This window comes from Bradyrhizobium sp. USDA 4472, from assembly GCF_054058595.1.
In genome coordinates this window covers 5985370-6009877 of record NZ_JBSSAM010000001.1, presented here as the reverse complement: position 1 = coordinate 6009877, position 24508 = coordinate 5985370, and the positions used below count along the sequence as shown (strand labels likewise).

Here is a 24508-nt window from a genome sequence, read left to right as displayed (position 1 = left end):
GGCGCAACATGGCGCCTGACCTACGAAGCGCTGCGACCGCAGCCCAAGCTTTGCACCACTTTGACAGGACGGAAGCTCACCAATTCGACGCGGTCGAGAACGCCCGTAATCGGCTCCCACAATGACAGGAGAACTTTGAGAGCCGGACCCGGGTCCGGCAAGACGCCGGACAACGTCACGTGAGGTACCCAGAATCCCGGTCTATAATGCGCATCAACCTTCAGATCAGGAAGAGCAGCTTGTATGGCCTGATGCCGGGCAAGCAACTCGGCCGTCACAACAGGCACCGCCCATAAAGCAGCGCCGCCTCCTGGAAAAGCGCCGAGTCCGCTCAGGCGAACAGGAAGGCTCTCCCAATCGCGGCAGGTGTTTTCAACCGCCGCGCGTAGTCCGTTGAGGGGCGTTTCGTCGGGGTAGATCGCCAGGGTGATATGCGGAGCGTAGCCAAGCTGGTCGCGATCGGAGTCGATCCCGTCGGCCGCAAGCTTGCGCCACATCGCTTCGATCGGGACAGAACTGTCGGGATCAAAGCAGAGGGTAATCGCAACCGGCATGGGTGTGATACTAACATCGCCAGCTCGCGCCCAGCAACTCGCTCGGTGCTCGCCCGGCGCCGGTATTTGCAACGACGATGCCGTTGCGTCGGGGGTGGACGGGTTAGCATACCGATCCCTGCATCAGCTCGGCGTGAACTGGCTGAGGTCGTGAATGCCCATCTGCTGCTCCAGCTGGGCGACGCGGGCCGCCATCTTCTCGAAGCCGTCATCTCCGAACAGTTGATGCTCTTTCTTTTCGAAATCCTCGGCCATCGCGTCGTACTCGTTCGGCGAGACCACGTCTTTGAGCTTCGGAAAAAGATCGGTGTCCTCGCGGGCCGCATGTGGCCGGTACATCGTGATGAAGGATTGCATCGCACTGACCAGCTGCTTGCGGTCGTCGGCATTGCTCCGGCCTGATGGCGCGAGCTTCAGGATAGTTTCCGTGACCTTCCGGCCCGCGTCGTGCTGGCGCAGCAGGGTGTTCACCAGATCGGTCATCTGGCCGGCTTTCCTGAAACGCGGAAAGACGTGCTCCTCCTCCGATTTTTCGTGATAGTTGTTGATGAAATCTCGGATGATGCCGGCGGATTGCGTGATCAGGCCGGGGTCGAAGTCCTCGTTCGACGAAAACTTTCGGATGCCGGCTTCGTAGAGCAATAGCACGCGATCGAGCACGCCATGCTCCCGCATCAGGTCTTCGGGCGGGGTGACCTCCTCCTCCTGCTTCTCCGCAGCCTTCTGCTTGCCGCCACCCTTCCGCCCGGCAAAAGCGGGCCTCGTGAGAACGGCCGGAGCCGCGACCGCGGCCAGCGCTCCCAGGTGCAAGAGCAGACGGCGCTTGCCTGGCACAACGACGTTCATCGTAGCTCTCCCTGGATGCGCTCAACCATGCGGACCGCGTCGCCGAATCGATCAGCGCCAGGCCTTTTCGTTCTTCTGCTCGTAATCCCTGAAAGCCTTCTCGAGGCCACCCAAAACCTCGGCTGAGGTCTCGAACATCGCCTTCAGCTGCGGTTCGTCGACCTTCTGGATGTCCTCGCGCAGATGATTCCTGATATCCTGCAGCGCCTTCTGCATCTTGTGGGTATGGTGTCGGGGATCGCGGTCTACCGCACTTGCCATGGCCAGTCTCCTATGCCGCCAAGTTGGCTCCGCCAGACTTGGAATAAGGTCTGTCGCGACGGCGCATCAACGGATGGGTGGAGACGTCGTTCCAATCACTTCGACGAGACCGCATGAAGTTCAGGGATTTGCCGACCGGGTTGAATATCGTTGACCGAAGCCCGATAAACGCGTTCCGGAATCGGGTCGAACGTCCGTGAGCAACCTCCATCCGCCAACCGACATCTCCCTCAGCCAACGGTCGCCCGCCGGCTCGCCGCTGGAGGTTCTGCGCATCTTCCTGAAACTCGGGCTCACCTGTTTCGGCGGCCCGATCGCGCATATCGGTTATTTTCGTGACGAGTTCGTCGTGCGGCGGAAATGGATCGACGAGCACGCCTATGCCGATCTGGTCGGGCTGTGCCAGTTCCTGCCGGGTCCCGCCAGCAGTCAGGTCGGCTTCTCGATCGGCCTGATGCGCGCCGGCTATCCCGGCGCGCTTGCCGCGTGGGCCGGGTTTACCTTGCCGTCGGCCGCCATTCTCGTGCTGTTCGCCTACGGCGCGGGCGCGCTGGGCGGACCTGTCGGCGCCGGCCTGCTGCACGGATTGAAGCTCACGGCGGTCGCCATCGTGGCGCAGGCCGTCTGGGGCATGGCGCGCAACCTCTGCCCCGATCGCGAGCGCGCGTCGATCGCCGTCGTGGCAGCGCTCATCATCCTGTTCAGCACGGCATCGATCGCCCAGATCGGCGCGATCATCCTCGGTGGGCTCGCCGGCCTCTGGCTGTGCCGCAGCGATGCGCCGGTGCCGTCAGGGCATGTCGAGATGCCGGTCTCACGCACGGCGGGGCTGATCACCCTCGGGGCCTTCTTTGTCCTGCTGGCAGGCCTCCCCTTGCTGCACGTGCTGACCGGCTCAACGGGTGTTGCCCTGTTCGAGGCCTTCTACAGGTCCGGCGCCCTCGTGTTCGGCGGCGGCCACGTTGTGCTCCCGCTGCTCCGCGAAGCCTTCGTCGCCCCGGGCTGGCTGACCGACGATGCCTTCCTCGCCGGTTACGGCGCGGCGCAGGCGGTGCCCGGCCCACTCTTCACTTTTGCGGCCTACCTCGGCACGGTCGTCGCTCCGCAGCCGCATGGCGTGGCCGGGGCAGCGCTCGGGCTTGTCGGCATCTTCCTGCCGGGAATCCTGATCCTGCTCGGCGCGCTGCCTTTCTGGGACTCGTTTCGGAAGCGTGCCGGCGCCCAGGCCATGATGCGCGGCGTCAACGCCGCGGTGGTCGGCGTGCTCGGTGCTGCGCTTTACAATCCGGTCTGGACCACCACCGTGCACTCGCCGCAGGATTTCGGCATCGCGCTTGTCGGCTTCGTCCTGCTGATCGCATGGCGCGCGCCTCCGCTGGTGGTGGTTGCGTTCAGCGCGGCTGCGGGAACGGCGATGGCGCTGGTTTGAGGTTGGGGCCGGTCTACGGACAAGCGGCTATTCCATCGGCGAGCTTCGTGGTTCTGCTGGCGCCGCTTGGCATCGCTGCCGTCCACGTACCCAACCGATCTGCATCATCACAGGGATAGCAAAATCAGGCTCAGCAGTCGCAAAACCTACGATCACCGAACCTGAGCGCCAAGCGGACACATGAGCATGCGGCAGCAGTGCTAGAGTGGCGCTATATGGCAGAACCACGCAATTGCGTAAGCCCTTCTTCGATCGCGGCTGTGGCGGGTCATGTTCGCGCGGATCGGGATCATACGAGCGCCGGACCGGGGAGCGAGTCGGAAGGCAAATCAGACCCGGCAGTCGCAACACCCCTACGACCACCGGGCCTGAGCGCCAGCCATTACGATTACGGTATCAAAACAGCGGCAGTGTCACTGATATGCGGGCGCCGTTCCGTTCGTTTTCCGACCCTAGCCGATCCGGAAGACTACCTGTTCCAGTAGCGGAACGCTCGCGTTCGCAACATGTTCGGTGATTGCGCCGTCAAAGGCCCGGGATCCAAGCCGGGCGGTCATGTCTGCGGGGATCAAGAGCGGCCGTCGGAGCGAGCAGGCTCCCGTGTCCGCCGTCGAAAGCCGACAGGACGATGGGATCAGCGTGGTTCGGCCAAGGGCACACAATCGGACTCATCCGCATGGCTAGTCGATAATCTCATCGGCGCGCGCAACCAATGTGAACGGCGGCTCCAACCCCAGAGCTTTGGCAGTCTTCAGGTTTAGGATGAACTCCACCCGTGTCGAGAGTTGCACGGCGAGATTGGCCGGTATCTCGCCCTTGAGTATTCGCCCGGCGTAGATGCCCGCATGATAATAGGAATCGCTGATGTCGCCGCCATAGCTCATTGCGCCGCCAGCCAACACAAAGTCGCGATACTGATAGATAGCCGGAAGCTTGTATTCGAGAGACCTCGCACCGAGTGCAGCGGCGCGGCTCGTAAACAGCGGGTCGGTGCCGATGACCATTCCAGCGACAGCACCGGCAACGTTTCTGAAGGTCTCGTTGATCTCCTCATCGGTGCTCGCGTGAAACATCATCAGCCCAATGCCCAAAGCTCCGGCCGCCGTTTTTACTCCGCTCTCAACCGCCGGTGTCAGGGGATTAGCCGGATTCGTTAGCAGCCCAAGCGAATGCCTGTCCGGCAAAAGTTCATGCAACAGTTCCAAACGTTTCGGCGCCGTATCGACGTTGATGTGGGCCGCGCCCGTGACATTACCGCCCGGGCTGTTGAGGCTGGTCACCAATCCGGTCCTGACGGGGTCGCCGCCGATCGCAAATACGACGGGAATGGTTGCGGTCGCCGACTTTGCGGCCAGCGCCGACGGCGTCGCAGCCGCCAAAATCAGGTTAACTCGTCGCTCAGTTAACTTGGCCGCAAGCGCAGGCAGCCGATCATAGTGGTCGTCTGCCCACGCGTACTCGAAGCCGACATTCTGTCCTTCGAAATAGCCCGTTTCGCTCAACCCTTTTCGAAAGGCCGCTATCATCGGACCATAGTCTCGAGCTGTTGAGCTTCCGAGGATGCCGATAACGGGGGGCGACTGCTGTGTCCGTGCGTCCATCTGCCACAATGTGGCGCCGCTCGATACCAATAGCCTAACGAACTCCCGCCGCCGCATGTATCCACCTTTGAGGACCACGCTAATGGCTGGCCAGACTAGCACCATGCGGGGGCTCGTGGGAGCAATAAGGAACCCTTTGCGTTCCAACCGCAATGCCGGCCAAGCCAAGGCGCATGCGTCGCCGCCAGAAGCCAAAGCAATGAAAGAAAATCAGGTCTAGCAGACGAGCTGTTTGCTACCCCCTTTGGACGCGAACACGCGCGATGCATACCTCACGATCATTTTGCTGATCGTTGGCGGATTGTCTTAACCGTCACCGGCCTATCATTCGCGGTTTGAACCATCGGTGTGTTCGAGTGCGCCCATGAACCGAATGATTCTCGGCTTTGCAGTCCTCGCGATCGGCGCTCTTTCGATCGTGACCTCCATCGTCAAAAAGCAGGCCTTTGCGGAGTCGCACCGTCGAAGCCGGCAAAACATCCTTTATTACACGCTGAGCCGGACCGATAATCCCATCATCGTTCTCGGTGACAGCATTGTCGAAGCGTCGACCCTGCCGCGCGAGCTCTGCGGACATGCGATCATCAACGCCGGCCTGGAGGGCGCCTCGACGACAAGCGATTTGGGCGGCTGGCTGATGGATGTGCTCGACGGCAAGCCCGCGGCCGCTATCGTGATCGCGCTGGGGATCAACGACGCGTTGGGGGCGGCACGGGACCTGCAGCAGTTCGAGGCCAACTACAGCTCGCTCGTAGCCACGCTTTCGAAGGCTACGGCCCATGTGATCACGCTGGGAATTACGCCACTCGATGCCTCACCTCGTCTCTCCGCCGAGACGCAAACGAAAGCGGCGCCGCTCATCGATAGCTACAATGCCGCTCTGCCGGCACTCGCCGTCCGCCGCGGCGCGACCTTTGCTGCCTTGCCCCCGCTGCCGACGCCGCACACGATTGACGGAGTACACCTGAACGCCGCCGGGTATCAGCTTTGGAATAAGGCCGTTGTGAAGGGAGCATCGGTCTCATGCGACTCGAAATGAAACCAGCGGCTGCCGCAATTGGACCAAACAAGCTTACGGAATTGGAGCTGTTACGCTTTTCGTTTAGGCGGGCGCCAGTTCCCATCTATGTCAACGCCCTCTTCTAGCTATTTGTCGGCACGATGCTGCTGGCCTCGTATTTTAGTTACCGGTATTTCGGGGAGCCGGCACAACGGCTGTTCCGCAACGCTCTGTTACGGCGGCGCGCCGGGACATTTGCGACTTCACCATGAGGCTCCCCACGTCCTTGCACGCTCTATCTCCTGTGCAAGGAAATGGGCCACGCGCGGGAACAGCGCCGCGCTCGAAACGGCCAGAGCGTTGAGACGCCGGGCCTCGTCCTCCATCACCGTGATGGGCGGCAACACGATTTCAGGTTTGCCTTTGCGATTAGTCTTGCTCATGACCTTCTCCTTTCCTAAGCGGCCGATGGTCCCGGATCACCGTCGTCAAAGACCTTCTTGCCCGTGACCTCCGGATTGCCAAACAGAACGCTGACAACATCGGTCGGATCACGGCGGCTGACACGCTCGACCTTGACGACGTTGGTGCGCCCCGGCTGCGCGATCAGGGACCACTTCCGCACGATCTCACTCAACAGAAAACGTGCGTCCACGCCGCCTTGATCTGCGCCCGCCGGCGCGAGCTGTTCCAAACGGCGATGGTCGGACGCCGCGGCCATCGCGCCGTCAGTCTTTCACGAGAGCGCCAGAGCTGCTCGGCAGTCGAGCCAGCGACCTGGATGGTTCGATGCGTCAGAACGGATACGCCGCCAATTCTTTCCAATGCTGCCCCGACATCTCGATCCGTCTGCTCGTAAATTCCGTAACGAGCGCGGAAAATTCAGTTGACGACCTGATCGCCAGAAGCCTCAGACCGAATTCGAAAGCAAATCGCACGTTGGCCTGGCTTATCTCAAGAAGCTTGGCTTGATACGCCGGCAGGTTTGAAATCGCTGAAGCGGCGGCTTTCGTTGGAGCGCGATCCCTCATCTTCTGACTGATGTCATCTGGTAAGGCATCCACCGATGCCTCGATGATGGGAGCTTCGCCTTTCGGATCGTCATGAAGCCTGCGAGGCGGTTCTTTCGCAGAGCGGAGAACATTCTCTTTCGGGCTTTTAACACTGGCCTGCTTGTTCCGTTGAGCCCGCGCGGCGGTTTTCGGATTGGGCACGTGCTTGGACGCCGTCGTCTTCTTGCGTTTGCTCATCTGACGCTCCAAAACACGGGTGAGGCGACCACGATGGTCATTTCGGACGAGACAACCGGCTTTGTGAGGCGGCGTTCCAATCCACGGACGGCAGGAGTCCGTATGAACCGAGATCAAACAAGCCTGCAGTACTCGGAGCGCACCTTCGAAAGCGACCTCCCCTGCCGCGATTGATGGTTCATAGCGCTGGAGCCAAGGGCTCCGACGTCGAAGCTCATCTTTTTGTAGCTACTTTCGTCGACGCCGGTTCCGCTTAATGGCTGGACGTGAGCTCAGCTTACTCAATCTATTCGCATTCGCTGCCACGCGCCGCCTATATCGTCGAACTATGTCTTCGCTCGAAGCGCCAGCCATGAGGTCCGCGGCGGACCCGATTGCTTCCGCTACCTTTTCACGGACCATTAGCCTGGCTTCCCGGCGTGCGCGTTTTCCGCCAGCCATCAGCTTCAACATTCGAAGCCCAATGACCTCGTTGGCCTCAAGGGCCAGCATCATCCAGGACTGGAGCAGCCTATGTTTTCCAGCTCGCCGCAATATGGTTGCTCCTCTGGTCCTCTCCTTTAGCGCCGGCATTCACCTCGCCATTCGCGATGTCGCATCCCGAGTTGGTCGGCTCGCCGGAAGAGCGGATCGTCATCCATCTGCCCACAAGAGTGCGTTGCTGCACTTGGTTCCTATTCACTTCGGGAATCAAGCCACTGTGCTGTCGGCTTTGGGGCAACATGCGAAGAACTCAGAGCGAGCAAATCCAATCCGCTTAGCAGCAAGGCGCGGCCTTCGCCAGACGCCATCCTTGGCCAGCCTGCCGATCTGCATGCTCACTGAGGCAGGGCCACCCCGTCGATTTGCATGACACCAAGCTGGTCAAACAACTCGATCCGTTGACCATTCAGCACCGGAATGTAGCAGCGACGACTGGCGCCCGAGTTCAGGATACAGAGCTTATCCTCCGCGACCGTCCATGTCCCGGCTGCAGGTCCAAGAAACTCTTTCCAGTGCGGATAGGTCATCCGGCCGTCGGGCTCGAATCGCATTGTGAACGGACCATCCCTGAGTTTGGGACCGAAGCTGATCGTCTTGCCCTGCAAGCTTGCAGCCAGGGTCTCTCCTGTCGGTCGTTCGCCGATCGCTGCCGTGAGCGAGGCATCGGGCCCCGGATCATAGCCCTCGGCCTTCAGGATCAGCCAGAAGAGCCTGGCAAAACTGCGCATGGAAGGTTCGGTGTAGGGCGTATCGTGGTCGACACGATGCACCACGACGAGGTCGAGTGCGGGCACGACCAAGGCGTATTGGCCGCCTTGGCCTTGGGCCCAAAAGCTGCCCTCGGGCAAAGTCACCGTCGGCGCAACGGCACCGCCCAAAAAACCGGTCCACCAGAGATAGCCATAGCCCGGCCCGAACGCCGCTCTCGAATAGGCACGCGTGCTCTCTTCCACCCACTCCTGCGGCACGATCTGGTGTCCGGCCCAATTGCCCCTGTGCAGATAGAGAAGTGCAAAACGCGCCAGGTCCCGTGCGCTCATGCGGATCTCATAGGCGGGGTGGATCGACGCTTCGCCGCGGACGTAGCTGCCGTCCTGTGGCCGGTAGTCCTGCATGCCGATTGGCTTTGCGATCTTCCGGTCGAGCGCCTGGAAGATGCCGGTGCCGGTTGCGTGCTCGTAGATCGTGCCGAGCGCGTTGAAATCCCAATTGTTGTAATACCAGAAGGTGCCGTGCGGGTGGCTGCCGCGCGGCGGTCGCATCTTCGCCATGTCCGGCGTCTCATAGAGCGCCGCGTGGTAGACCCCGGAACGCGCTTCGAGGAGTTCGCGCACCGTCGCGCCCTTCTCGCTCTCGGTCAGGCCAGGCGGGTTATCGTCGATGCCGAGTTCGCCAAGCGTGCTGTCGAGGTTGATCAGGTGATCCGACACGGCGATGCCGATCAGGGCGCTGAGCAGGCTCTTGCGAACTGAAGCGACTTCCATTGGCTTCGTCGTGTTGCCCCACTCGGCCACCACCTTTCCGTGCTGAACGATCACAACCGCGCTCGAGCGAATCTGATCCGAAAAGGATCGCGCTTGCGCCAATACGGATTCCGACCAGCCCAATTCTGCAGGAGTGACGTGCTCCCACTCCGCTGCCGGGAAGCCATCTTCAGCCGTGGCAGGCCCGAACCGAACCAAAGCGCCGAGCATCACGACGGCGAAAACAATCTGGCGAATATGCATTGGATTCCCACCCGCTGCGAGCTTGACCTGATCGCTGCCACAATACTCATCAACGGAGCTACACAACGCTTGATGAAATATCTTCTTCGGATTCCAGTTAACGCATTCCCGCAGCGACGCAACCGGCGCGATGTCCGCAACGAATGTCGAAGCCGGCGTTGGCCGGCCAGCTTCGCACAATTTCATTTCATGGAGATCTTGCGCTGAAATCTAGCGCACGCCGTAGCGTGCGAACTGCTCGACGACGTCCGGCCTTGCGAGCTTCGCGGCTGCGACGTCGGCGTCACCGGATGCGGACTTGCCGCGCCTGATCTTCGCGAGCCCGCGGCCGTACAGCGCGAGGGCGAGCTTCGGATCGATGCGCAGGGCCGCGTCGTAGTCGGCGATCGCGGCCTCCAGGCGCCCTGACCTCAGATAGGCCAGCGCGCGAGAATCGTAGGTCGCCGCCGTGTGGGCGCCGCCTGCGAGGGCCTTATCGCAGGCGGTCACCGCGGCTTGAGGATCACCCGTGCTCGCCCGGATCCAGCACAATCCGCTCCAGGCTCCCTCCAGGTCGGCGTTCAGACGCACCGCCTCGGCGTAGTCGCGCTCCGCGCGCCCCGGATCGTCCTTCTTCAGCCAGGCCTCAGCGCGGTTGGCGAGCGCCCTGGCGTAGTCCGGCCGCAGGCCGATGGCCCGGTCGAGGTCCTCGATCGCGGCGTCGTAGTCGCCCCTTCTAAGTCTGGCCGCGCCGCGGTTGTTGAGGGACCTGGCGGAGCGCGGGTCGATGGCGACGGCGCTCTCGAAGTCGGCGATGGCGCGGTCGTAGTCGGCCTTCTCGACATAGGCGCTGCCGCGGTTGTCGTAGGCCGTGGCCAGCGAGGCCGATCCGCCGCGGCCGGCCTCAATGAAGGCCGAGCAGGCCTCGATCCTGGTCTGCGGCGCAGCGGCGCTGTTGCACAGCTCAACGTTCCGGAACTGCGACTCGTTCGGCTTCTGCGCCGCGGCCGGCGTCAGCGCCAGGATCAGGAAGGACGCGGTCGCAAGGCGCGCGCTCAGCATCCCCGGCAGACGCCTGTGCCGCGGTCGGCCCTGCGCTCCCAGCCCAGGGCCGGCGGGACCGCCGCACGCCGCTTCGGAACGCCGCTCTTGTCGAGCACGCGCTCCTTGCCCTCCTCGATGAGCGTGGAGAACCTGACGCTGCCGTCGTCAGCGATCTCGATATGCGGCGTGGTGCCTCGGATTCCCATGGTCGCCACGGGGGTATCGACCTTCATGTCGCCGTTCTTGGCCACGGCGCCGGCGACGAAGGTGGCGGTCCCCCTGGTCAGGTTGAAGAGGCTCGCGTTCGATTTCGCATCAGGGTCGTAGACGAATTCGTTCAGCTCCATGCTGGCGTTGCTGGACAGGTTGAACGAGCTGCCGTCGGCGAAATTAATGCCGAGCTTGCCGTCGGCCCCGGTCTTGACCACGTCGCCCCGGTAGACGGGATCGCCGACCTTCGCGCCAGCCTTGTCGTCGGAGAGGACGACCTGCGCGACCGTCGCGGAGACATGTTCGACCGTCACCTTGCCGGTTGCGGTCACGATCTTGCCGATCGGCTTGAGGTCGGTGGATCTGTTCTGCGCCAGCACCGATTGAGACCCCGCGAGGGCGATCCACAGGCCCGCGAGTCCCGCCATCGTCCGCCGTCCGTTCATGCATCCGCTCCCCTTGCGAGAGAGCCCCATCGAATGATGGCAGAGCGCCGGACGGCGGACCAGCGCAGTCCCTCGGAGTACCCCTTAATAGTCACGATGGGCTTGGCCTTCGGTGCGATTGACGTTGCCTAAATGGGGTATTCCCGGGCGCGGTATCGGGGGCGGATGCCGCGGCGTCGAAACGATCAAGACGACAACATGCGAGGCCTCGGAATGTCGCCCGCTCGGATCTTTGACGATCTCCGCCGCCGGCCCGACCGGCACACGGCTCCGCCCGCTGGCCGATCTGGCGTCGCCGTGCTGACCGGCGGCGTGTCGTTCGTCGCGCTGATCCTGTCGGGGCTGAGGGAGGTCTGGGGCGCCGACCCCGATCTCGCGCTGTTCGACCGCGGCGACATCACCTACAAGGACTTCGCGCACGGCTCCTTCGAGCTCGTCACGAAGGAGGCCGTGCCACGCCACATCATCGTCGACGACCCCGGGCAGACGGTTGTGCTCGAAAGACACGGGTCGTCGGTCGGCCTCACCCAGGTTGCCAACACCGCCTCGCGGATGGAGGATCTGCAGAGCCAGCAGCAGGATGTGCTCGCGAACTATTCGAAGGAGCATGGGCCGCCCGGATCCAGCACGCCGCCGGGCGAGACGGGCGATCAGTCGCCGCAGCCGATCAATCTGATCGGGCCGGACGGCCCGACGTTGCAGCACGCGCTGCCCCCGCTCGTGATCCCGGCGAGCTTCGTTCCGGACGCACCGCTCATCCATTCGCCGCCGACGCTGACGCTCGGCGCGGGGGTGGTGGAGGTGGACACCTTCAGATTCGACGAGTTCTCCGCGAGCAGCGGCAGCTTCTCGGCCACGAGCTTCAGCTCCGGTTCCGCGCCGACCTTCGGCATCGCCGGCGGGATCACCGGTCCTTTCACGATTGCCGGCGCGAGCTTCGACGTCGAGAAACCCGGCTCCTTCGGCGTGCTCTACGTGAACAGCCATACCGGCGCTTACACCTACGTTCCGAACGACGGCGCCATCAACGCGCTGAAGGCACCGACCACCGACAACTTCACCATCACGGCCTCCGACGGCTTCGCATCCGCGGACCAGACCTTCAGCATCCACATCAACGGCGCGGACGACGCGTCCGTGATCGCCGGCGCCACAGCCGGATCGGTCGCTGCGGTCCCGACGACTTTCGCCGCGGCCTTCGCCGGTCACGATGCCCCTGCCGCGCCGACCGCGAGCGGCACGCTGACCGACACCGACGTCGACGATCCCGCCAACACGTTCACGGCGGTGAGCACGCCGCACGCCAGCGACCACGGCTACGGCACCTTCACCATGACGACCGACGGACACTGGACCTACACGCTGGACGACGCGAATCCGGCGGTGCTGGCGCTGAGGGCTTGCGATACGGCGACTGATACCTTCACCGTGACCACGATCGGCGGAACGCCGCAGACGATCACGGTGACGATCCAGGGCGCCGACGACCCGTCCGTCGTATCCGGAGACACGCATGGTTGCGTGGTCGAGGCCGGCGGAGTCGACAATTCGGAACACGGCGTCCCGGTCGCGGTCGGCGTGCTGACGGCCGTTGACGTCGATGGACCTCCGGATGACTTCAAAGCAGTACCGTGTCCCGAAAGGAGCGATCACGGCTACGGCAGTTTCACGATGACGGACGACGGCCACTGGACCTACGCGCTCGACAATGGCAATTGCGCGGTCCAGGCGCTCAACGTCGGCGACAGTCTTACCGACAGCTTCACGGTGAAGACCGCGGACGGGACCGCGCAATTGGTGACGGTCACGATCGAGGGCAGCAATGACGCCGCGACGATCTGCGGCCAGGCGTGCGGACACGTGATCGAGCCGAGCAACCCCTGTGCCCCGCCGCCGAGCGCCTCCGGCACCCTGACCGACAAAGACGTGGACAATCCGAACGACACCTTCACGGCGACGGCGTGCCCGCAGGCCAGCGAGCACGGCTACGGCAGTTTCACCATGACCGCCGGAGGCGTCTGGACCTATACGCTCGATCCGGCCAATCCGGCGGTCGAGGCCCTGCGATCCTGCGACACGTTGATCGACTGCTTCACAGTGACGACCATCGACGGCACGCCCAAGGTCGTGACGGTGGCGATCCAGGGCGCCGACGATCCGCACGACCAGTCCTTTCATTTCAAGGAGGACGCAGCCCCGCTCGCTCCAGCCAGCGCAGCCGCCGCGGCGGCGCCGGACCCGGTCCCGCCGGCCGTCCAGGCGGAGCCGCCCGCGCCGCATCCGACCGAACCCGGGTCGGACGTCTGGCATCTCGCCGGACAATTCGACGGCGCCGTCCACGGCGGCCTGCCTCTCCTGGCGCCGCATCACGACTTTATCGTCTGAGAGGCCGGTCTGCCTCGGTGACCGTTTTGACTCCGCGCCCAAAGGTGGCCCAGGGGGCGCACCCACGAGTAAGCACCGTTGGCTTCTCAGCGAAACAGCCGCGGACATGCGGAGTAACCCTTTCGCCGTCTGGAATCAGACTCACGCGCTGATACCATTTTGCAATAGCTTGACCTTGGGACCCGCCTCCGTCGGGCATGAATGGATAGCGAAAGGGACCGCGGAGGAGCTTCGCCCCGTATCGCCTTGTCGGACCGCCCGTCCATTTGAGAGAGATCGATGGGGTAAATGAAAAGTTGTTTGGTCGCACTCTGATCGCCAGCACGTTCGCGGGCTGCACCGCGCTTGCCGTGGGGCTTGCCGAAGCCCGCGACGACGGCCGGTATGCGAACTCGCTGCTGAAATCGTGGTTCGACAGCCTGCACAGCAAGCGCGGCGAGCAATGCTGTGCCGACGTGGACGGCATTGCAATCTCTGACGTGGATTGGGACACCACGGGCGGCCACTATCGCGTCCGCATCAGCGGCGAATGGGTCGATGTACCCGACGAGGCCGTCATCACCGAGCCGAACCGCGCCGGGCGCACCATGGTGTGGCCGTTTTACCTTGACGGCCATCCAATCGTACGCTGCTTCATGCCCGGAAGCATGACCTAAAATTCGCGGTCCCGACCATAACTTTGCTCAAGCGCGCCTTGCGTCAAGGGCATGCCTTCTCGTCGCTTGCCGCTTGGTCTAGGGACCGGCGCCTTGGGTCGAGGTCAAAGCCGGCTCCCTCGTCACCTCCTCACTCCGCCAGCACCTCACCGCATGCCCATCAGGCCGCGTCTCCAGCACCGGCCCCGGCTCGTGGCGGCACACCTCCTGCACGTAGCGGCAGCGCGGGCTGAAGGCGCAACCGTTCGGCGGATTGAGCGGGTTGGGCAGATCGCCGCCCGTGGTCGCGAGCGGCGCATGACGCAGCGGATCGGGGATCGCTGCGATCAGCGCTTGCGTATAGGGGTGCGCGGGCCGCTCGAAAATCTCGCGCCAGTCGCCGTTCTCGACGATACGGCCGAGATACATCACGGCGACGCGGTCACTCATGTGCTCGACGACGCCGAGGTCGTGGCTGATCATGATGTAGGAGAGACCGAGCGTGTCCTTCAATTCCAGCAGGAGATTGATGATCTGGGCACGGATCGACACGTCGAGCGCCGACACAGGCTCGTCGCAGATGATGATCTTGGGATTGAGGATCAACGCGCGCGCGATGCCGATGCGCTGGCGCTGGCCGCCGGAGAATTCATGGGGATAGCGGTCGGCCTGCTCGGGCCGAAGGCCGACATGCTTCAGCATGGTCGCGACGCGGTCCTCGATCTCGCTTCTGGCGGTCACGCCATGCACGCGCAGGGGATCCTCCAGCGTGCGACGAACGGTCTGACGCGGGTTGAGCGAGGCGTAGGGATCCTGGAACACGATCTGGACAGCGCGAGCCAGCGACTTGCGATCGCGTGAAGGTCTTGATGTCACCACCTGCCCGTCCAGCACGATGCGACCGCGCGTCGGCGCCAGCAGGCCGAGGATCGACAACGCCACCGTCGACTTGCCGGAACCGGACTCGCCGACGAGGCCGAGGCACTCGCCGCGTTTCAGCGTGAGATCGACACCATCCACGGCACGGAGCAGCCGCCGCTTGCGGCCCAGAATGCCTCCTCCAACAGGAAAATGAACCGCGAGATCCTCGACGCTGAGAAGGAGATCGTCGGCCAACCTCGCTCCACCCAAACTGTTTTGTGGCTCATGCATGGTGATGACACCTCACCAAGCCGCCAGCGTCCAGAAAATCCGCCGTCGGCGCGACGGTCCTGCAAATGTCCGTCGCACGGGCGCAGCGCGGGTTGAACCTGCAACCATCAGGGAAACTGGCGATCGCGGGGACCACGCCCGCGATCTCCTTGAGCCTGCTGCGGCCGAGGGCCGCGCGGCTGCCGAGCCGCGGCAGCGAGTCGACCAGACCTTGCGTATAGGGATGTGACGGTGTGCGAAAAATATCGCCCGAGCCGCGCTCCTCGACGATGCGGCCGGCATACATCACGGCGACGCGGCGGCAGACATTGGCGACCAGGCCGAGATCGTGGCTGATCATCAGGATCGCGGTGCCGCGCTCGGCGCAGAGATTGCGCATCAACTCGATGATCTCGGCTTGCACGGTGACGTCGAGCGCCGTCGTCGGTTCGTCGGCGATCAGGAGATCCGGGCCGCAGGCCAGCGCGATGGCGATCATCACGCGCTGACGCATGCCGCCGGAGAGCTGGTGCGGGTAGTCGTTCACGCGCCGCTCCGGCGCGGGAACGCGGACGCTCGCGAGTGCCTCGACCGCGAGCTGGTTGGCCTCGCGCCAGCTCTTGCCCTTGTGCAGCACGAACATTTCCGCGATCTGCCGTCCGACCGGCGAGACCGGATTGAGCGCCGTCATCGGCTCCTGGAAGATCATGGCGATGCGGTTGCCGCGCAGATCGCGCTGGGCGGCTGCGGACAGATGCTGGATCTCGCGTCCGTCAAAGCGGATGACGCCGCCGCCGATCGACAGCGGCTGTCGCAACAAGCCAATCAACGCAAGCGCGGTGATGCTCTTGCCGCAGCCGGATTCGCCGACCAGGCCGAACGTCTCGCCGCGATCGATGCGGAAGGAAATGCCCTCGGCCGCCGCAACGCGCCGCGATCCGTCGTCGAGATCGATGCGGAGGTCCTCGACTTCGATGAGCGGCGTGCTGGTCATGTCCGCCGGCTCCGCGATTGCGGATCGAGAATGTCGCGCAGGCCGTCTCCGAGCAGGTTGAGGCCGAGCACCGTCAGGAAGATGGCAAGGCCCGGAAATACCGAGAGCCATGGCGCCGTGGTGATCTGGTCGCGCGCATCCGACAGCATGCTGCCCCAGCTCGGAAACGGCGGACGGACGCCGAGGCCGAGGAACGACAAGGCGGCCTCGGAGAGGACCGCGCTGCCCATGCCGAGCGTGCCGATGACGACGATCGGGCCGAGCATGTTCGGCAACAACTGCGTGACCATGATGCGCAGATCACCATAGCCGAGCACGGTGGCGGCCTGCACGTAGCCCTGACTCCGCAGCGACAGCGCCGAGGCACGCGCGATGCGGCAGGTGAAGGACCAGTTGGTGAGCCCGAGCGCGATCAGGAGGCTGGTGAGTCCCGGGCCGAGCACCGCCATGATCGCGAGCGCGAAGATCAGCGAGGGGATCGCGAGCATGACGTTGGTCAGGGCGTTGACGACATCGTCCCACCAGCCGCCCCAATAGCCGGCGCTCAGTCCCAAGGCGACGCCGATGACGCTGTTGATGAGCTGCGAGACGATGCCCACCGTCAGCGAGACGCGCGCGCCGTAGACGACGCGCGAGTAGATGTCGCGACCCTGGTCGTCGGTGCCGAACCACCAGGTCCAGCCCGGCGGCTCCTCCGCGTTCATGAGATTGGCGTCGAGGACGGGATCGGTGTGCGCCAGCCATGGCGCGAGCACACCGACGAGAATCGCGAGCGCGAACAACGTGCCGCCGATGATGAGATTGGCGCGGAGCTTCATGCGTATCTGATCCTGGGATCGATCACCCCGTAGAGCAGATCGATCAGCAGATTGATCGCGAGAAAGGCCAGGACCACCACGAGAATGGAGCCCTGGACGGCCGGAATGTCGCGCTGCAGGACGCTGTCCACAAGCAGCGAGCCGATGCCCGGCCAGGAGAACAGTTTCTCAACCACGACGGCCTGCCCCATCAACCCGCCGAACTGGAGGCCGACCGTGGTGAGAATGATGACGAGCGCGTTGCGCATGACGTGCCACTTCACCACGCGGGTCTCGCTCATGCCCTTGGAGCGCGCGGTGCGGACGAAATCGGCGGTCATGATCTCGAGCACGGCCGCGCGCGTCGTCCGGGCAAACAGCGCCATTGGCGAAACGCCGAGCGTCACGGCCGGCAGCAGCAAGTATTGGAGGCCGCCATCACCGTAGCCGAAACTCGGCAGCCAGCCGAGCTTCAACGCGAACGCATACATCAGCACCAGCCCGAGCCAGAATTTCGCAATGGACAGGCCCGAGACCGCGACGACCATCGCAAGCGTGTCGACAATTCCGCCGGGCCGTAATGCGGCGATGAAGCCGAGTGGCACGCCGAGCAGGACGGAAAACGCCATCGCCGTGACGATCAGCTCCAGCGTCGGCCAGGCTCGTTTGGCGAGCATGCTCGTCACGGGCTCCCGGGTCCGGAACGACGTCCCGAAGTCACCCACCGCGAGTTTGGCGATGTAATTGCCGAAGCGCGTGTAAACAGGATCGTTCAGGCCGAGCTGCTGCTTCAGGCGCAGCTCGACCTGGGGATCGACGTCGTCGCTCATGCTGGAGGCGATGCTGCCGGGCACCACGCTGAACAGCACGAAGACCAGCAGCACGACGGCGAGCACGGTCGGAATGGTTTGCAGGAGACGACGGACCAGGAAGGAGAGCATCGGCACTTTCTTCCCTCTCCCCATCGCTCACGGCGATCGAGGAAGCACGAGAACGCGTATCACTTCGCCGGCGAGGTCTCGTCGACCCAGAGGTCCTCGACGTTCTGATGGGTCATCTCCGTCGCATTGAGCTGAACACCGTGGAGCCAGGGCTGTACGGCCATGACGGCCTTGTTGTAGTTGAAGAACCAGACCGGCGCCTCGTCATACAGCAGAGCGTTGGCCTGCTTCAGCAGCTCGGTTCGCCTGGCGTCGTCGTCGGCCTGCCCTGCCTCATCCATAATCTTGTCGAACTCGGCGTTCTTGAAATTCATGTAGTTGCAGGCCGAGGGCGGCGTCGACGAGTGGAAGCATTTCAGCGCAGCCTGGGGGTCCGGGCCGGTCTGCTGGGAATAGATGAAGGCCTGGTAGTCACCGGTACGAACCACCTCAGCCAGCACCGCGACCTCGACCTGCTTGACCTTGGCCCTGATGCCGACCTTGTCCAGCATCGGGATGACGGCCGAGACGATCGGCAGGCCCCAGCTTTCATTCTGGCTCGTGGTCCATTCGAATTCGAAGCCGGAGGGATAACCGGCCTCGGCGAGCAGCTGCTTCGCCTTGGCGGGATCATACGGGTACGGCTTCATGGTCTTGTCGTAGGCGGACGAGGTCAGCGGCAGCCAGCTCGTGGCGCGATAGGCCTTGCCCTTGACCAGCTTGTTGATGATCAAATCAGAGTCGATCGCATAGTTGATCGCCTGCCGGACGCGCTTGTCGGCGAATGGCTTGAACGCGGGATTCATCCCCATGTAACGCGTGAAGACCTCGGCGACTTCGGCGAGGGTGCCCTTGAGGTTGGGGTCGGCCTGATAGGCGACATATTGCGCCGGGCCGAGCACGGAGGTGTCGATCTCCTTGTTGCGGAATGCGACGTCGCGCGCCGCTGCCTCGCCCATGACCGACACGATGACCTTGTCGGCATAGGGCTTGCCAGGCTTGTAGAACTTGTCCCAGCGCTCCAGCACGATGCGCGAGCCCGGCACGTGCTCGACGAACTTGAACGGCCCGAGCCCGATCGGATGCTGGATGAAGCTGTCCTTGACGGCCTCGTCGGCGGGATAGATCGAGGTCAGCGCGGTGAAGAAGTAGAAGCCGGGATCCACCTTCTCGGTCAGCTTCATCTCGAGGGTGAAATCGTCGATCTTCTTCAGGCCCGAGATCTCCTTGGCCTGGCCCTTCTCGACTGCCGCGGCGCCCTCGATGATGCGGACGTAGCGTGCGCCGGGATAGGCCTTGGTGCCGTCCATGATGCGGTTATAGGACCAGATGATGTCGTCGGCCGACATCTTGCGGCCGTTGTGGAAATAGGCGTCGTCGCGCAGCTTGAAGGTGTGAACGAGGCCTCCGCCCGAGACGACGTCCTCCTTGGCGAGTTCCAGCACCGGCTTTCCCAGCCCGGAATCCCAGATGTAAAGCGAGCGATGCAGGGCCTTGGCGTAGATCTCGTCCTGGGAACGCTGCGTGGTGTGAATGTCGAGGCTGGTGAAACTCGAGCCGTAAGGCGCGGTCATGCGGATGGTTCCGCCCTTGCGCGGCGTCTGGGCCTCCGCTGATCCGCCAAGCGCCAGCGCCAGCCCCGCGACGATCGCAATCATCCTGAACATCATGTGGTCCCCCAACAATGCAGGCACTCCCATCAGGGATTTGATCATTCACAGCCCATTGAATGCAAGCTTCGTTTTGCGGCTGACGGTTCCGAAATCCGCCGCGTCGTCGACCTGCCCGCTGCCTGGCGTCAGCCTGACAGCTCCGGCTGCCAGTCCCGCAATTTCCGAGCGGCGCCAGTGACGTCGGCGATGGTCCGGAACGCAGCCGCCTCGACCATCATCGCGCGCGCGAGCCTGATGGCACGCGCCTCGCTCACCGCGCGCGTCTGCGGGTCTTCGATCAGCTCGAAATCGATGTTGTGGGCGAGACCGAAGATACGCCGGATGGTTTTTGCGGCGGCGAAGCCGACCGTGTCGGTGAAGAGGCGCTGCATGTAGGCTCGCCGCTCGGCCTCGAGGCGCATGGCGCCCTTCTCGCCCGCAAAGAGTGAGACCGGATAGGCATCGCCCGTCGTGTTGGCGCGCCAGAGATCGAGAAATTTTCGCGAAAACTCGTTCCAGACTTTCTCGACGGTCTCCAGCACCCAGCTCTCGAAGGCCTGCCGCTCGCCGGGCGTACGCTCATGGCCGGCGGAGGCGAAATAGGCCATCAGCAGATTGGCCAGCACAGCGCCGACGTCGAAACCCATCGGGCCGTAGAAGGCGAATTCGGGGTCGATCACCCGCGTCTCCGACGCCGTCACCATGATCGAGCCGGTGTGAAGATCGCCATGCAGCAACGCCTCCGGGCTCGCCATGAATTTCAACTTCAGCCTGCTAATCGCGACATGCAGCTCCATGTCCTCGCGCAAGGCCGCGGCGAGCGAGTCGAGATAGGGCGCGGTCCAGCGGTTCTGCTCGGCAATCCGGTAGGGATCGGTGAAGATCAGATCCTCGGTGATCTTGCACAAGGCGTGATTGCCGGCGAAGGCCGCTATGGCTTGCTTCTTTTCGGCAGCTGGGAGTGCGAGGTCGGAGGTGAAGAACAGCGTCCGCGCCATGAAGGTGGTGATGTCGTCGACGAAGCGCGGATAGCACGTCCCGGCGACCAGCCCCTTGCGCATGATGATGTGAGGCTCGAGCAGCTCCATCACGGTGAGCGCCAGCCTCTCGTTGTGATGCAGCAAGGCCGGCACGAGGCCGGGCGCGAGCTGGGCCTGCCGGCACAGCGAAAGATATTCGTAATGGGCCCGCGACAGCGGCAACGGCCAGCTCTCGCCGACGAGGCGGACATAGGGCAGCGCCTGTTTCACGGCGATGCCGCCGTGCGCGCCCTTCACGATGAAGACGAGGTTCAGATTGCCGTCGCCGACCTCCGTGACGCCCCAGGAGGCCGGCGTGCCGCCGAGCAGCGCCGCGATGTCAGGCAGGCCCGCGAGGTAGTCCCGCAAGGCGGCCTCCTGAAGAATCCGATAATCCCCCGCCTGGCTTCCGGTCATGATCCCATCCCATAGGTTTGGGCCGGATCGTTACTCCCGCTCCAGGAAGCTCGAGCCGATCTCGGCCTTTCTTTTGATGGGATCGTAATCACAATAGACGTTGTCCGCCACCAGCGTGTAGCTGGCGCTGACGGTGTATTTATCAAGCTTGACCGAGTTCAGGCCAATCACCGAGGTGCTCTTGCCGCCGTTCCATTTGAACGGCGTCGAGCTCTTGGCCTGCTCGCAGGCCATCACCGCGTCGTTGAAAACGGAGCCCTCGACGAACGCTTTCAGCGTTCGCACCTGCACAGCCATCTTCCACTGGACATAACCGATGCCGCCAAGCCCGGCGATCACAAGCACCAGCAGCGCAACGACGATCCGTTGAAAAGTCATTTATCCCCCCGAAGCAATGAAACAGGTACAAAATTCTAGGCGAGTGGTGAGACCAGGCAAGGCCCGTTCGGGAGGCGTTCTCACTCTGGGCTGCGGCCCCTCACTTTGCCTGGACGATACTTCGCATCGCCAGGATCAATCCGACCTCTCGTCCCCGGGGAGAGGTGAACTAAAACGGCATTCCCATCAATTTCGTCAGCCGATCCAGCGAGAGATAGCCGGCGTGATAGGCGCTGACTCCAAGGCCATAGATGATCGCCGAGATGATCGTGGTCCAGATCAGCTTGCCCTTCATGCCTGTCAGAACAGGGGCGCCGGGGTCCGTGCCCGGGGCGCCGCCGCCGTCCTCGTGCTGGCTGCGGACGCCGAACGGCAGCGTCAGGAACAACGCGAGCCACCAGATGACAAAGTAGATCGCGAGCGCGGTTGAGATCTGCGCAGCCATGGTCCGCTCCTACGCCTGCTCGATTTCGACCAGCGCGCCGGAAAAGTCCTTCGGGTGCAGGAACAGCACCGGCTTGCCGTGCGCGCCGATCTTCGGCACGCCGTCGCCGAGCACCCGCGCTCCCTCCTTCACCAGCGTGTCGCGCGAAGCGATGATGTCGACGACCTCGTAGCAGATGTGATGGATCCCGCCGTCGGCATTGCGCTCGAGAAATTTTGCGATCGGCGAGGCCTCGCCGAGCGGCTCGATGAACTCGATCTTGGTGTTGGGGAGCGTCGCGAACACGGTGGTGACGCCGTGCTCGGGCAGCGGCACGGCTTCCGAAATCTGCGCCCCGAACGCCGCGCCGTAGATCCTGGCGGACTTGACGGCATCCCTGGTCGCGATCGCGACGTGGTTGAGGCGACCCAGCATGTTTCTCTCCCCGTTACACCGTCAGGACGTGGACCAGACAGGGGGGCTTTTTGCCCCAATGTTCGTTGATGACGGCCCGGACGGCGCGTCGCACCGATTCAGCCAGCGCATCCGGATCCCTGCGCCGCGCCCTCGGCAGGCCTTCGATGGTGGACATCACGGCGTCGAAGACGATGTCGTCAAACGCCTCGCCCGCCCGGTTCTTCTCGGGAATGCCGACCAGATCGACCTCGGGCTCGTCGGCCAGCTCGCCCTGCGCGGTCATGGCCACGGCGACGAAGGCACAGCCGGAGAATGCCATGCGGCGGCGCTCGACCACCGCGCGGGATTTGGCGTCCTCGAGGATGTTGCCGTCCTTGTAGAGCCGGCCCGACGGCACCTCGCCGACCACGCCGGGATCGCCGGGGCCGAGCTTGACCAGGTCGCCGTTGCGAATGACCAGGACACGCGGCACGCCGGCGGCGCGCGCGAGCTTGGCGTGCTCGCTCAGGTGCAGGGCTTCGCCGTGAACGGGGATCAGCAGCTGCGGCTTCACCCAGGAGATCATGTCGCGCAGCTCGTCGCGGCGCGGATGGCCTGACACGTGCACCAGATGATCGCGGTCGGTGAGGACCTCGACGCCCTGCAGCACGAGATTGTTGATGATCGAGCCGACCGCCTTCTCGTTGCCGGGAATCGTCCGCGAGGAGAAGATCACGCTGTCGCCGCGGTTGAGCGTGATTTCGGGATGGTCGTCATTGGCGATGCGCGCCAGCGCCGCGCGGGACTCGCCCTGGCTGCCGGTGCACAGCGCCAGCACCTTGTCCTGCGGCAGATGGCCGTAGACCTCGGGCGAGCGGAAGTTCTGGACGCCGTCGAGGTAGCCGGTCTCGCGCGCGACCTGCACCACGCGCTCCATGGCGCGGCCGACCACGACGACCTCGCGGTCGGCCGCCTTCGCTGCGTCGGCGACGGCCTTGATGCGCGCGACGTTGGAGGCGAAGGTCGTGACCGCGACGCGGCCTTTTGCAGCCTTCACCAGATCGATGATGGTGCGGGCGACCTCGGCTTCGGAGGGCGAGCGGCCGTCGCGCACGGCGTTGGTGGAATCGCCGATCAAGGCGAGCACCCCCTCCTTGCCGAGCTCGCGCAGCCGCTTCTCGTCGGTCGGACGGCCGAGCGTCGGCGTCGGATCGATCTTCCAGTCGCCGGTGTGCAGCACCACTCCGGCCTCGGTGTGGATCGCCAGTGCATGCGCTTCCGGAATCGAATGCGCGACCGGGATGAACTCGACATTGAACGGGCCGACATCGATGCGGCCGCCAGAGGGGACGACGGTGACGGGGATGTTGGGGGCATTGCGCTCGGCGGCGCATTTGGCCTCGAACAGCGCCGCGCTGAATGGCGTCGCGTAGATCGGACATTTCAACCGTGGCCAGAGGTCGATGATGGCGCCGAAATGATCCTCATGGGCGTGGGTCAACACCAGCCCCATCAGGTTCTTGCGTTCCTTCTCCAGGAAGCTGATGTCGGGCATGATCAGGTCGATGCCGGGCAGATGCTCCTCGTCGCCGAAGGAGACGCCGAGATCGACCGCCAACCACGAACGCTGCTGGCGATTGCCGAGGCCATAGATCGACAAATTCATGCCGATCTCGCCGACACCGCCGAGCGGCGCAAATACCAGTTCGTCGGGCCTCGCCATCACGCAGCTCCTACCGAACGGACCGGGCCGAAGAACACCTCGCCGGCGGTCACAGGCACAAGCCGCCCTTCCACTGTGCGGACAATCAGGCAGCCGGTGTCGTCGATCGTGTCAAAAATGCCTTCCAGCACCATCGTTCCCGTGTGGATCGCGACCGGCTCACCTAGGCCGGCGGCGCGCTCCAGCCAGAGCTTGCGGATCTCGGCAAAGCCACGGCCGTTGTCCCAGATGCCGCGGAATTCGACCCAGGCGTCCGACAGCGCCGAGAACAACTCCTCCGCACTGATCTGGACCCCGAGGGCTGCGAGCGACACCGCCGGCGTGGGCGTGCCCTCGGGCGCCGCCACGATGTTGGTGCCGATGCCTGTAACGATGGCCAGGCGATCGCCGACCGCCTCGGCTTCCAGGCCGATGCCGACCAGCTTCTTGCCGTTGGCCAGGACGTCATTCGGCCATTTCAGGGCGTAGCGCGGTCTATCAGGGCCGAGCCGGAGCACGGCCTCGAGGCTGACTTTCTCCAGCGCCGCCTCTTCGGCCAGCCCAGCGGCGAAACCGATCGTGGCGGCCAGTGCAGGCGCGACGTCGAGGACTTCGAGAACGCTGGACGCCAGATTGCCCTTCGGCGCGATCCAGGGGCGCTGACGGCGGCCGCGGCCGGCCGTCTGCTCTGATGTGACGAACCACATCGGGCCGGGCTCGCCGGCCCGGGCCGCTTCGATGGCGTCGGCATTGGTCGAGCCGGTCCGCTCCATCGCAGCGAGCTTGTAGCCCGCCGCGACCGCGCGAGGACCGAGCGCGAACCCCATC

General features: G+C 63.9%; 25 protein-coding genes. 4 read left to right on the top strand and 21 right to left on the bottom strand.

Going from position 1 to position 24508, the window contains the following annotated elements; genetic code table 11:
* Window positions 1-20: 20 nt before the first annotated feature.
* The 3 genes from ACVWZ4_RS28270 to ACVWZ4_RS28260 all read right to left on the bottom strand — a co-directional run bounded on the left by ACVWZ4_RS28270 (window position 21) and on the right by ACVWZ4_RS28260 (window position 1661).
* Entirely contained in the window at window positions 21-554 is a 534-nt protein-coding gene (locus tag ACVWZ4_RS28270) for a 2'-5' RNA ligase family protein (protein ID WP_456735289.1), read from the bottom strand.
* Window positions 555-677: 123 nt separating this feature from the next.
* Complete coding sequence (locus ACVWZ4_RS28265; protein WP_456735290.1) at window positions 678-1400, bottom strand: hemerythrin domain-containing protein; 723 nt, start codon at window positions 1398-1400, stop codon at window positions 678-680.
* A 51-nt stretch (window positions 1401-1451) separates the two neighbouring features.
* The gene (locus tag ACVWZ4_RS28260) at window positions 1452-1661 is read right to left on the bottom strand and encodes a hypothetical protein (protein WP_456735291.1); all 210 of its coding nucleotides are present in this window, start codon (window positions 1659-1661) and stop codon (window positions 1452-1454) included.
* 196 nt (window positions 1662-1857) lie between these two features.
* Here ACVWZ4_RS28260 and chrA point away from each other — a divergent pair, with 196 nt between their 5' ends.
* Window positions 1858-3090: a chromate efflux transporter gene (gene chrA, locus ACVWZ4_RS28255; RefSeq protein ID WP_456735292.1), complete on the top strand. Its 1233-nt coding sequence runs from the start codon at window positions 1858-1860 to the stop codon at window positions 3088-3090.
* A gap of 680 nt (window positions 3091-3770) precedes the next feature.
* Here the strand turns inward: chrA and ACVWZ4_RS28250 are convergent.
* The gene (locus tag ACVWZ4_RS28250) at window positions 3771-4616 is read right to left on the bottom strand and encodes an ABC transporter substrate-binding protein (RefSeq protein ID WP_456790400.1); all 846 of its coding nucleotides are present in this window, start codon (window positions 4614-4616) and stop codon (window positions 3771-3773) included.
* A gap of 448 nt (window positions 4617-5064) precedes the next feature.
* Here ACVWZ4_RS28250 and ACVWZ4_RS28245 point away from each other — a divergent pair, with 448 nt between their 5' ends.
* Window positions 5065-5730, top strand: coding sequence for an SGNH/GDSL hydrolase family protein (locus ACVWZ4_RS28245; protein ID WP_456741621.1), 666 nt, complete (start codon window positions 5065-5067; stop codon window positions 5728-5730).
* Between the two features lie 224 nt (window positions 5731-5954).
* On the opposite strand, the gene ACVWZ4_RS28240 is transcribed toward ACVWZ4_RS28245, so the two are convergent.
* From ACVWZ4_RS28240 to ACVWZ4_RS28215, 6 genes are all read right to left on the bottom strand, one after another.
* On the bottom strand, window positions 5955-6134 hold the full coding sequence (locus ACVWZ4_RS28240) for a hypothetical protein (RefSeq protein ID WP_456741620.1): 180 nt from the start codon (window positions 6132-6134) through the stop codon (window positions 5955-5957).
* Window positions 6135-6148: 14 nt separating this feature from the next.
* Window positions 6149-6412 (bottom strand): hypothetical protein, encoded by a 264-nt coding sequence (locus ACVWZ4_RS28235; RefSeq protein ID WP_456741619.1) that lies wholly within the window; start codon window positions 6410-6412, stop codon window positions 6149-6151.
* A gap of 73 nt (window positions 6413-6485) precedes the next feature.
* Entirely contained in the window at window positions 6486-6941 is a 456-nt protein-coding gene (locus tag ACVWZ4_RS28230; RefSeq protein WP_456741618.1) for a Phasin protein, read from the bottom strand.
* A gap of 818 nt (window positions 6942-7759) precedes the next feature.
* Window positions 7760-9337 (bottom strand): serine hydrolase domain-containing protein, encoded by a 1578-nt coding sequence (locus ACVWZ4_RS28225; RefSeq protein WP_456741617.1) that lies wholly within the window; start codon window positions 9335-9337, stop codon window positions 7760-7762.
* Window positions 9338-9361: 24 nt separating this feature from the next.
* Window positions 9362-10192, bottom strand: coding sequence for a tetratricopeptide repeat protein (locus ACVWZ4_RS28220; protein WP_456741616.1), 831 nt, complete (start codon window positions 10190-10192; stop codon window positions 9362-9364).
* A complete protein-coding gene (locus tag ACVWZ4_RS28215) occupies window positions 10186-10830 on the bottom strand; it encodes a FecR family protein (protein WP_456703810.1) in 645 nt (214 codons plus the stop codon). Before ACVWZ4_RS28215 ends, ACVWZ4_RS28220 begins: the two co-directional genes overlap by 7 nt.
* Window positions 10831-11043: 213 nt before the next feature.
* On the opposite strand from ACVWZ4_RS28215, the gene ACVWZ4_RS28210 reads away from it, so the two are divergent.
* A complete protein-coding gene (locus ACVWZ4_RS28210) occupies window positions 11044-13215 on the top strand; it encodes a VCBS domain-containing protein (protein WP_456741615.1) in 2172 nt (723 codons plus the stop codon).
* 311 nt (window positions 13216-13526) lie between these two features.
* Window positions 13527-13871, top strand: a complete 345-nt coding sequence (locus ACVWZ4_RS28205) for a hypothetical protein (protein WP_456742279.1) — start codon at window positions 13527-13529, stop codon at window positions 13869-13871.
* 78 nt (window positions 13872-13949) lie between these two features.
* Here the strand turns inward: ACVWZ4_RS28205 and ACVWZ4_RS28200 are convergent, their stop codons facing one another.
* From ACVWZ4_RS28200 to ACVWZ4_RS28150, 11 genes are all read right to left on the bottom strand, one after another.
* Window positions 13950-15002, bottom strand: coding sequence for an ABC transporter ATP-binding protein (locus ACVWZ4_RS28200; protein ID WP_456741614.1), 1053 nt, complete (start codon window positions 15000-15002; stop codon window positions 13950-13952).
* Window positions 14995-15975 (bottom strand): ABC transporter ATP-binding protein, encoded by a 981-nt coding sequence (locus ACVWZ4_RS28195; protein WP_456741613.1) that lies wholly within the window; start codon window positions 15973-15975, stop codon window positions 14995-14997. Before ACVWZ4_RS28195 ends, ACVWZ4_RS28200 begins: the two co-directional genes overlap by 8 nt.
* Window positions 15972-16793 (bottom strand): ABC transporter permease, encoded by an 822-nt coding sequence (locus tag ACVWZ4_RS28190; RefSeq protein WP_456703814.1) that lies wholly within the window; start codon window positions 16791-16793, stop codon window positions 15972-15974. Before ACVWZ4_RS28190 ends, ACVWZ4_RS28195 begins: the two co-directional genes overlap by 4 nt.
* The gene (locus ACVWZ4_RS28185; protein WP_456742278.1) at window positions 16790-17713 is read right to left on the bottom strand and encodes an ABC transporter permease; all 924 of its coding nucleotides are present in this window, start codon (window positions 17711-17713) and stop codon (window positions 16790-16792) included. Before ACVWZ4_RS28185 ends, ACVWZ4_RS28190 begins: the two co-directional genes overlap by 4 nt.
* A 59-nt stretch (window positions 17714-17772) precedes the next feature.
* Window positions 17773-19362 carry an ABC transporter substrate-binding protein gene (locus ACVWZ4_RS28180; protein WP_456703815.1) on the bottom strand — a complete coding sequence of 530 codons (1590 nt, stop codon included), beginning with the start codon at window positions 19360-19362 and terminating at the stop codon, window positions 17773-17775.
* A gap of 128 nt (window positions 19363-19490) precedes the next feature.
* On the bottom strand, window positions 19491-20780 hold the full coding sequence (gene mtnK, locus ACVWZ4_RS28175; RefSeq protein ID WP_456741612.1) for an S-methyl-5-thioribose kinase: 1290 nt from the start codon (window positions 20778-20780) through the stop codon (window positions 19491-19493).
* A 30-nt stretch (window positions 20781-20810) separates the two neighbouring features.
* The gene (locus ACVWZ4_RS28170) at window positions 20811-21158 is read right to left on the bottom strand and encodes a hypothetical protein (RefSeq protein WP_456703817.1); all 348 of its coding nucleotides are present in this window, start codon (window positions 21156-21158) and stop codon (window positions 20811-20813) included.
* Window positions 21159-21327: 169 nt separating this feature from the next.
* The gene (locus tag ACVWZ4_RS28165) at window positions 21328-21603 is read right to left on the bottom strand and encodes a DUF1467 family protein (RefSeq protein ID WP_456703818.1); all 276 of its coding nucleotides are present in this window, start codon (window positions 21601-21603) and stop codon (window positions 21328-21330) included.
* Between the two features lie 9 nt (window positions 21604-21612).
* On the bottom strand, window positions 21613-22017 hold the full coding sequence (gene mce / locus ACVWZ4_RS28160) for a methylmalonyl-CoA epimerase (protein ID WP_456703819.1): 405 nt from the start codon (window positions 22015-22017) through the stop codon (window positions 21613-21615).
* A 13-nt stretch (window positions 22018-22030) separates the two neighbouring features.
* Window positions 22031-23701, bottom strand: coding sequence for a ribonuclease J (locus ACVWZ4_RS28155; RefSeq protein WP_456763660.1), 1671 nt, complete (start codon window positions 23699-23701; stop codon window positions 22031-22033).
* Complete coding sequence (locus ACVWZ4_RS28150; RefSeq protein ID WP_456741611.1) at window positions 23701-24507, bottom strand: biotin--[acetyl-CoA-carboxylase] ligase; 807 nt, start codon at window positions 24505-24507, stop codon at window positions 23701-23703. Before ACVWZ4_RS28150 ends, ACVWZ4_RS28155 begins: the two co-directional genes overlap by 1 nt.
* Window position 24508 lies beyond the last annotated feature (1 nt).

Coding starts and splice junctions, on each gene's coding strand:
- ACVWZ4_RS28270 (WP_456735289.1), bottom strand. CDS start 554: ATGCCGGTTGCGATTACCCTCTGCTTTGATCCCGACAGTTCTGTCCCG.
- ACVWZ4_RS28265 (WP_456735290.1), bottom strand. CDS start 1,400: ATGAACGTCGTTGTGCCAGGCAAGCGCCGTCTGCTCTTGCACCTGGGA.
- ACVWZ4_RS28260 (WP_456735291.1), bottom strand. CDS start 1,661: ATGGCAAGTGCGGTAGACCGCGATCCCCGACACCATACCCACAAGATG.
- ACVWZ4_RS28250 (WP_456790400.1), bottom strand. CDS start 4,616: ATGATAGCGGCCTTTCGAAAAGGGTTGAGCGAAACGGGCTATTTCGAA.
- ACVWZ4_RS28245 (WP_456741621.1), top strand. CDS start 5,065: ATGATTCTCGGCTTTGCAGTCCTCGCGATCGGCGCTCTTTCGATCGTG.
- ACVWZ4_RS28240 (WP_456741620.1), bottom strand. CDS start 6,134: ATGAGCAAGACTAATCGCAAAGGCAAACCTGAAATCGTGTTGCCGCCC.
- ACVWZ4_RS28235 (WP_456741619.1), bottom strand. CDS start 6,412: ATGGCCGCGGCGTCCGACCATCGCCGTTTGGAACAGCTCGCGCCGGCG.
- ACVWZ4_RS28230 (WP_456741618.1), bottom strand. CDS start 6,941: ATGAGCAAACGCAAGAAGACGACGGCGTCCAAGCACGTGCCCAATCCG.
- ACVWZ4_RS28225 (WP_456741617.1), bottom strand. CDS start 9,337: ATGAAATTGTGCGAAGCTGGCCGGCCAACGCCGGCTTCGACATTCGTT.
- ACVWZ4_RS28220 (WP_456741616.1), bottom strand. CDS start 10,192: ATGCTGAGCGCGCGCCTTGCGACCGCGTCCTTCCTGATCCTGGCGCTG.
- ACVWZ4_RS28215 (WP_456703810.1), bottom strand. CDS start 10,830: ATGAACGGACGGCGGACGATGGCGGGACTCGCGGGCCTGTGGATCGCC.
- ACVWZ4_RS28210 (WP_456741615.1), top strand. CDS start 11,044: ATGTCGCCCGCTCGGATCTTTGACGATCTCCGCCGCCGGCCCGACCGG.
- ACVWZ4_RS28200 (WP_456741614.1), bottom strand. CDS start 15,002: ATGCATGAGCCACAAAACAGTTTGGGTGGAGCGAGGTTGGCCGACGAT.
- ACVWZ4_RS28195 (WP_456741613.1), bottom strand. CDS start 15,975: ATGACCAGCACGCCGCTCATCGAAGTCGAGGACCTCCGCATCGATCTC.
- ACVWZ4_RS28190 (WP_456703814.1), bottom strand. CDS start 16,793: ATGAAGCTCCGCGCCAATCTCATCATCGGCGGCACGTTGTTCGCGCTC.
- ACVWZ4_RS28185 (WP_456742278.1), bottom strand. CDS start 17,713: ATGCTCTCCTTCCTGGTCCGTCGTCTCCTGCAAACCATTCCGACCGTG.
- ACVWZ4_RS28180 (WP_456703815.1), bottom strand. CDS start 19,362: ATGATGTTCAGGATGATTGCGATCGTCGCGGGGCTGGCGCTGGCGCTT.
- mtnK (WP_456741612.1), bottom strand. CDS start 20,780: ATGACCGGAAGCCAGGCGGGGGATTATCGGATTCTTCAGGAGGCCGCC.
- ACVWZ4_RS28170 (WP_456703817.1), bottom strand. CDS start 21,158: ATGACTTTTCAACGGATCGTCGTTGCGCTGCTGGTGCTTGTGATCGCC.
- ACVWZ4_RS28165 (WP_456703818.1), bottom strand. CDS start 21,603: ATGGCTGCGCAGATCTCAACCGCGCTCGCGATCTACTTTGTCATCTGG.
- mce (WP_456703819.1), bottom strand. CDS start 22,017: ATGCTGGGTCGCCTCAACCACGTCGCGATCGCGACCAGGGATGCCGTC.
- ACVWZ4_RS28155 (WP_456763660.1), bottom strand. CDS start 23,701: ATGGCGAGGCCCGACGAACTGGTATTTGCGCCGCTCGGCGGTGTCGGC.
- ACVWZ4_RS28150 (WP_456741611.1), bottom strand. CDS start 24,507: ATGGGGTTCGCGCTCGGTCCTCGCGCGGTCGCGGCGGGCTACAAGCTC.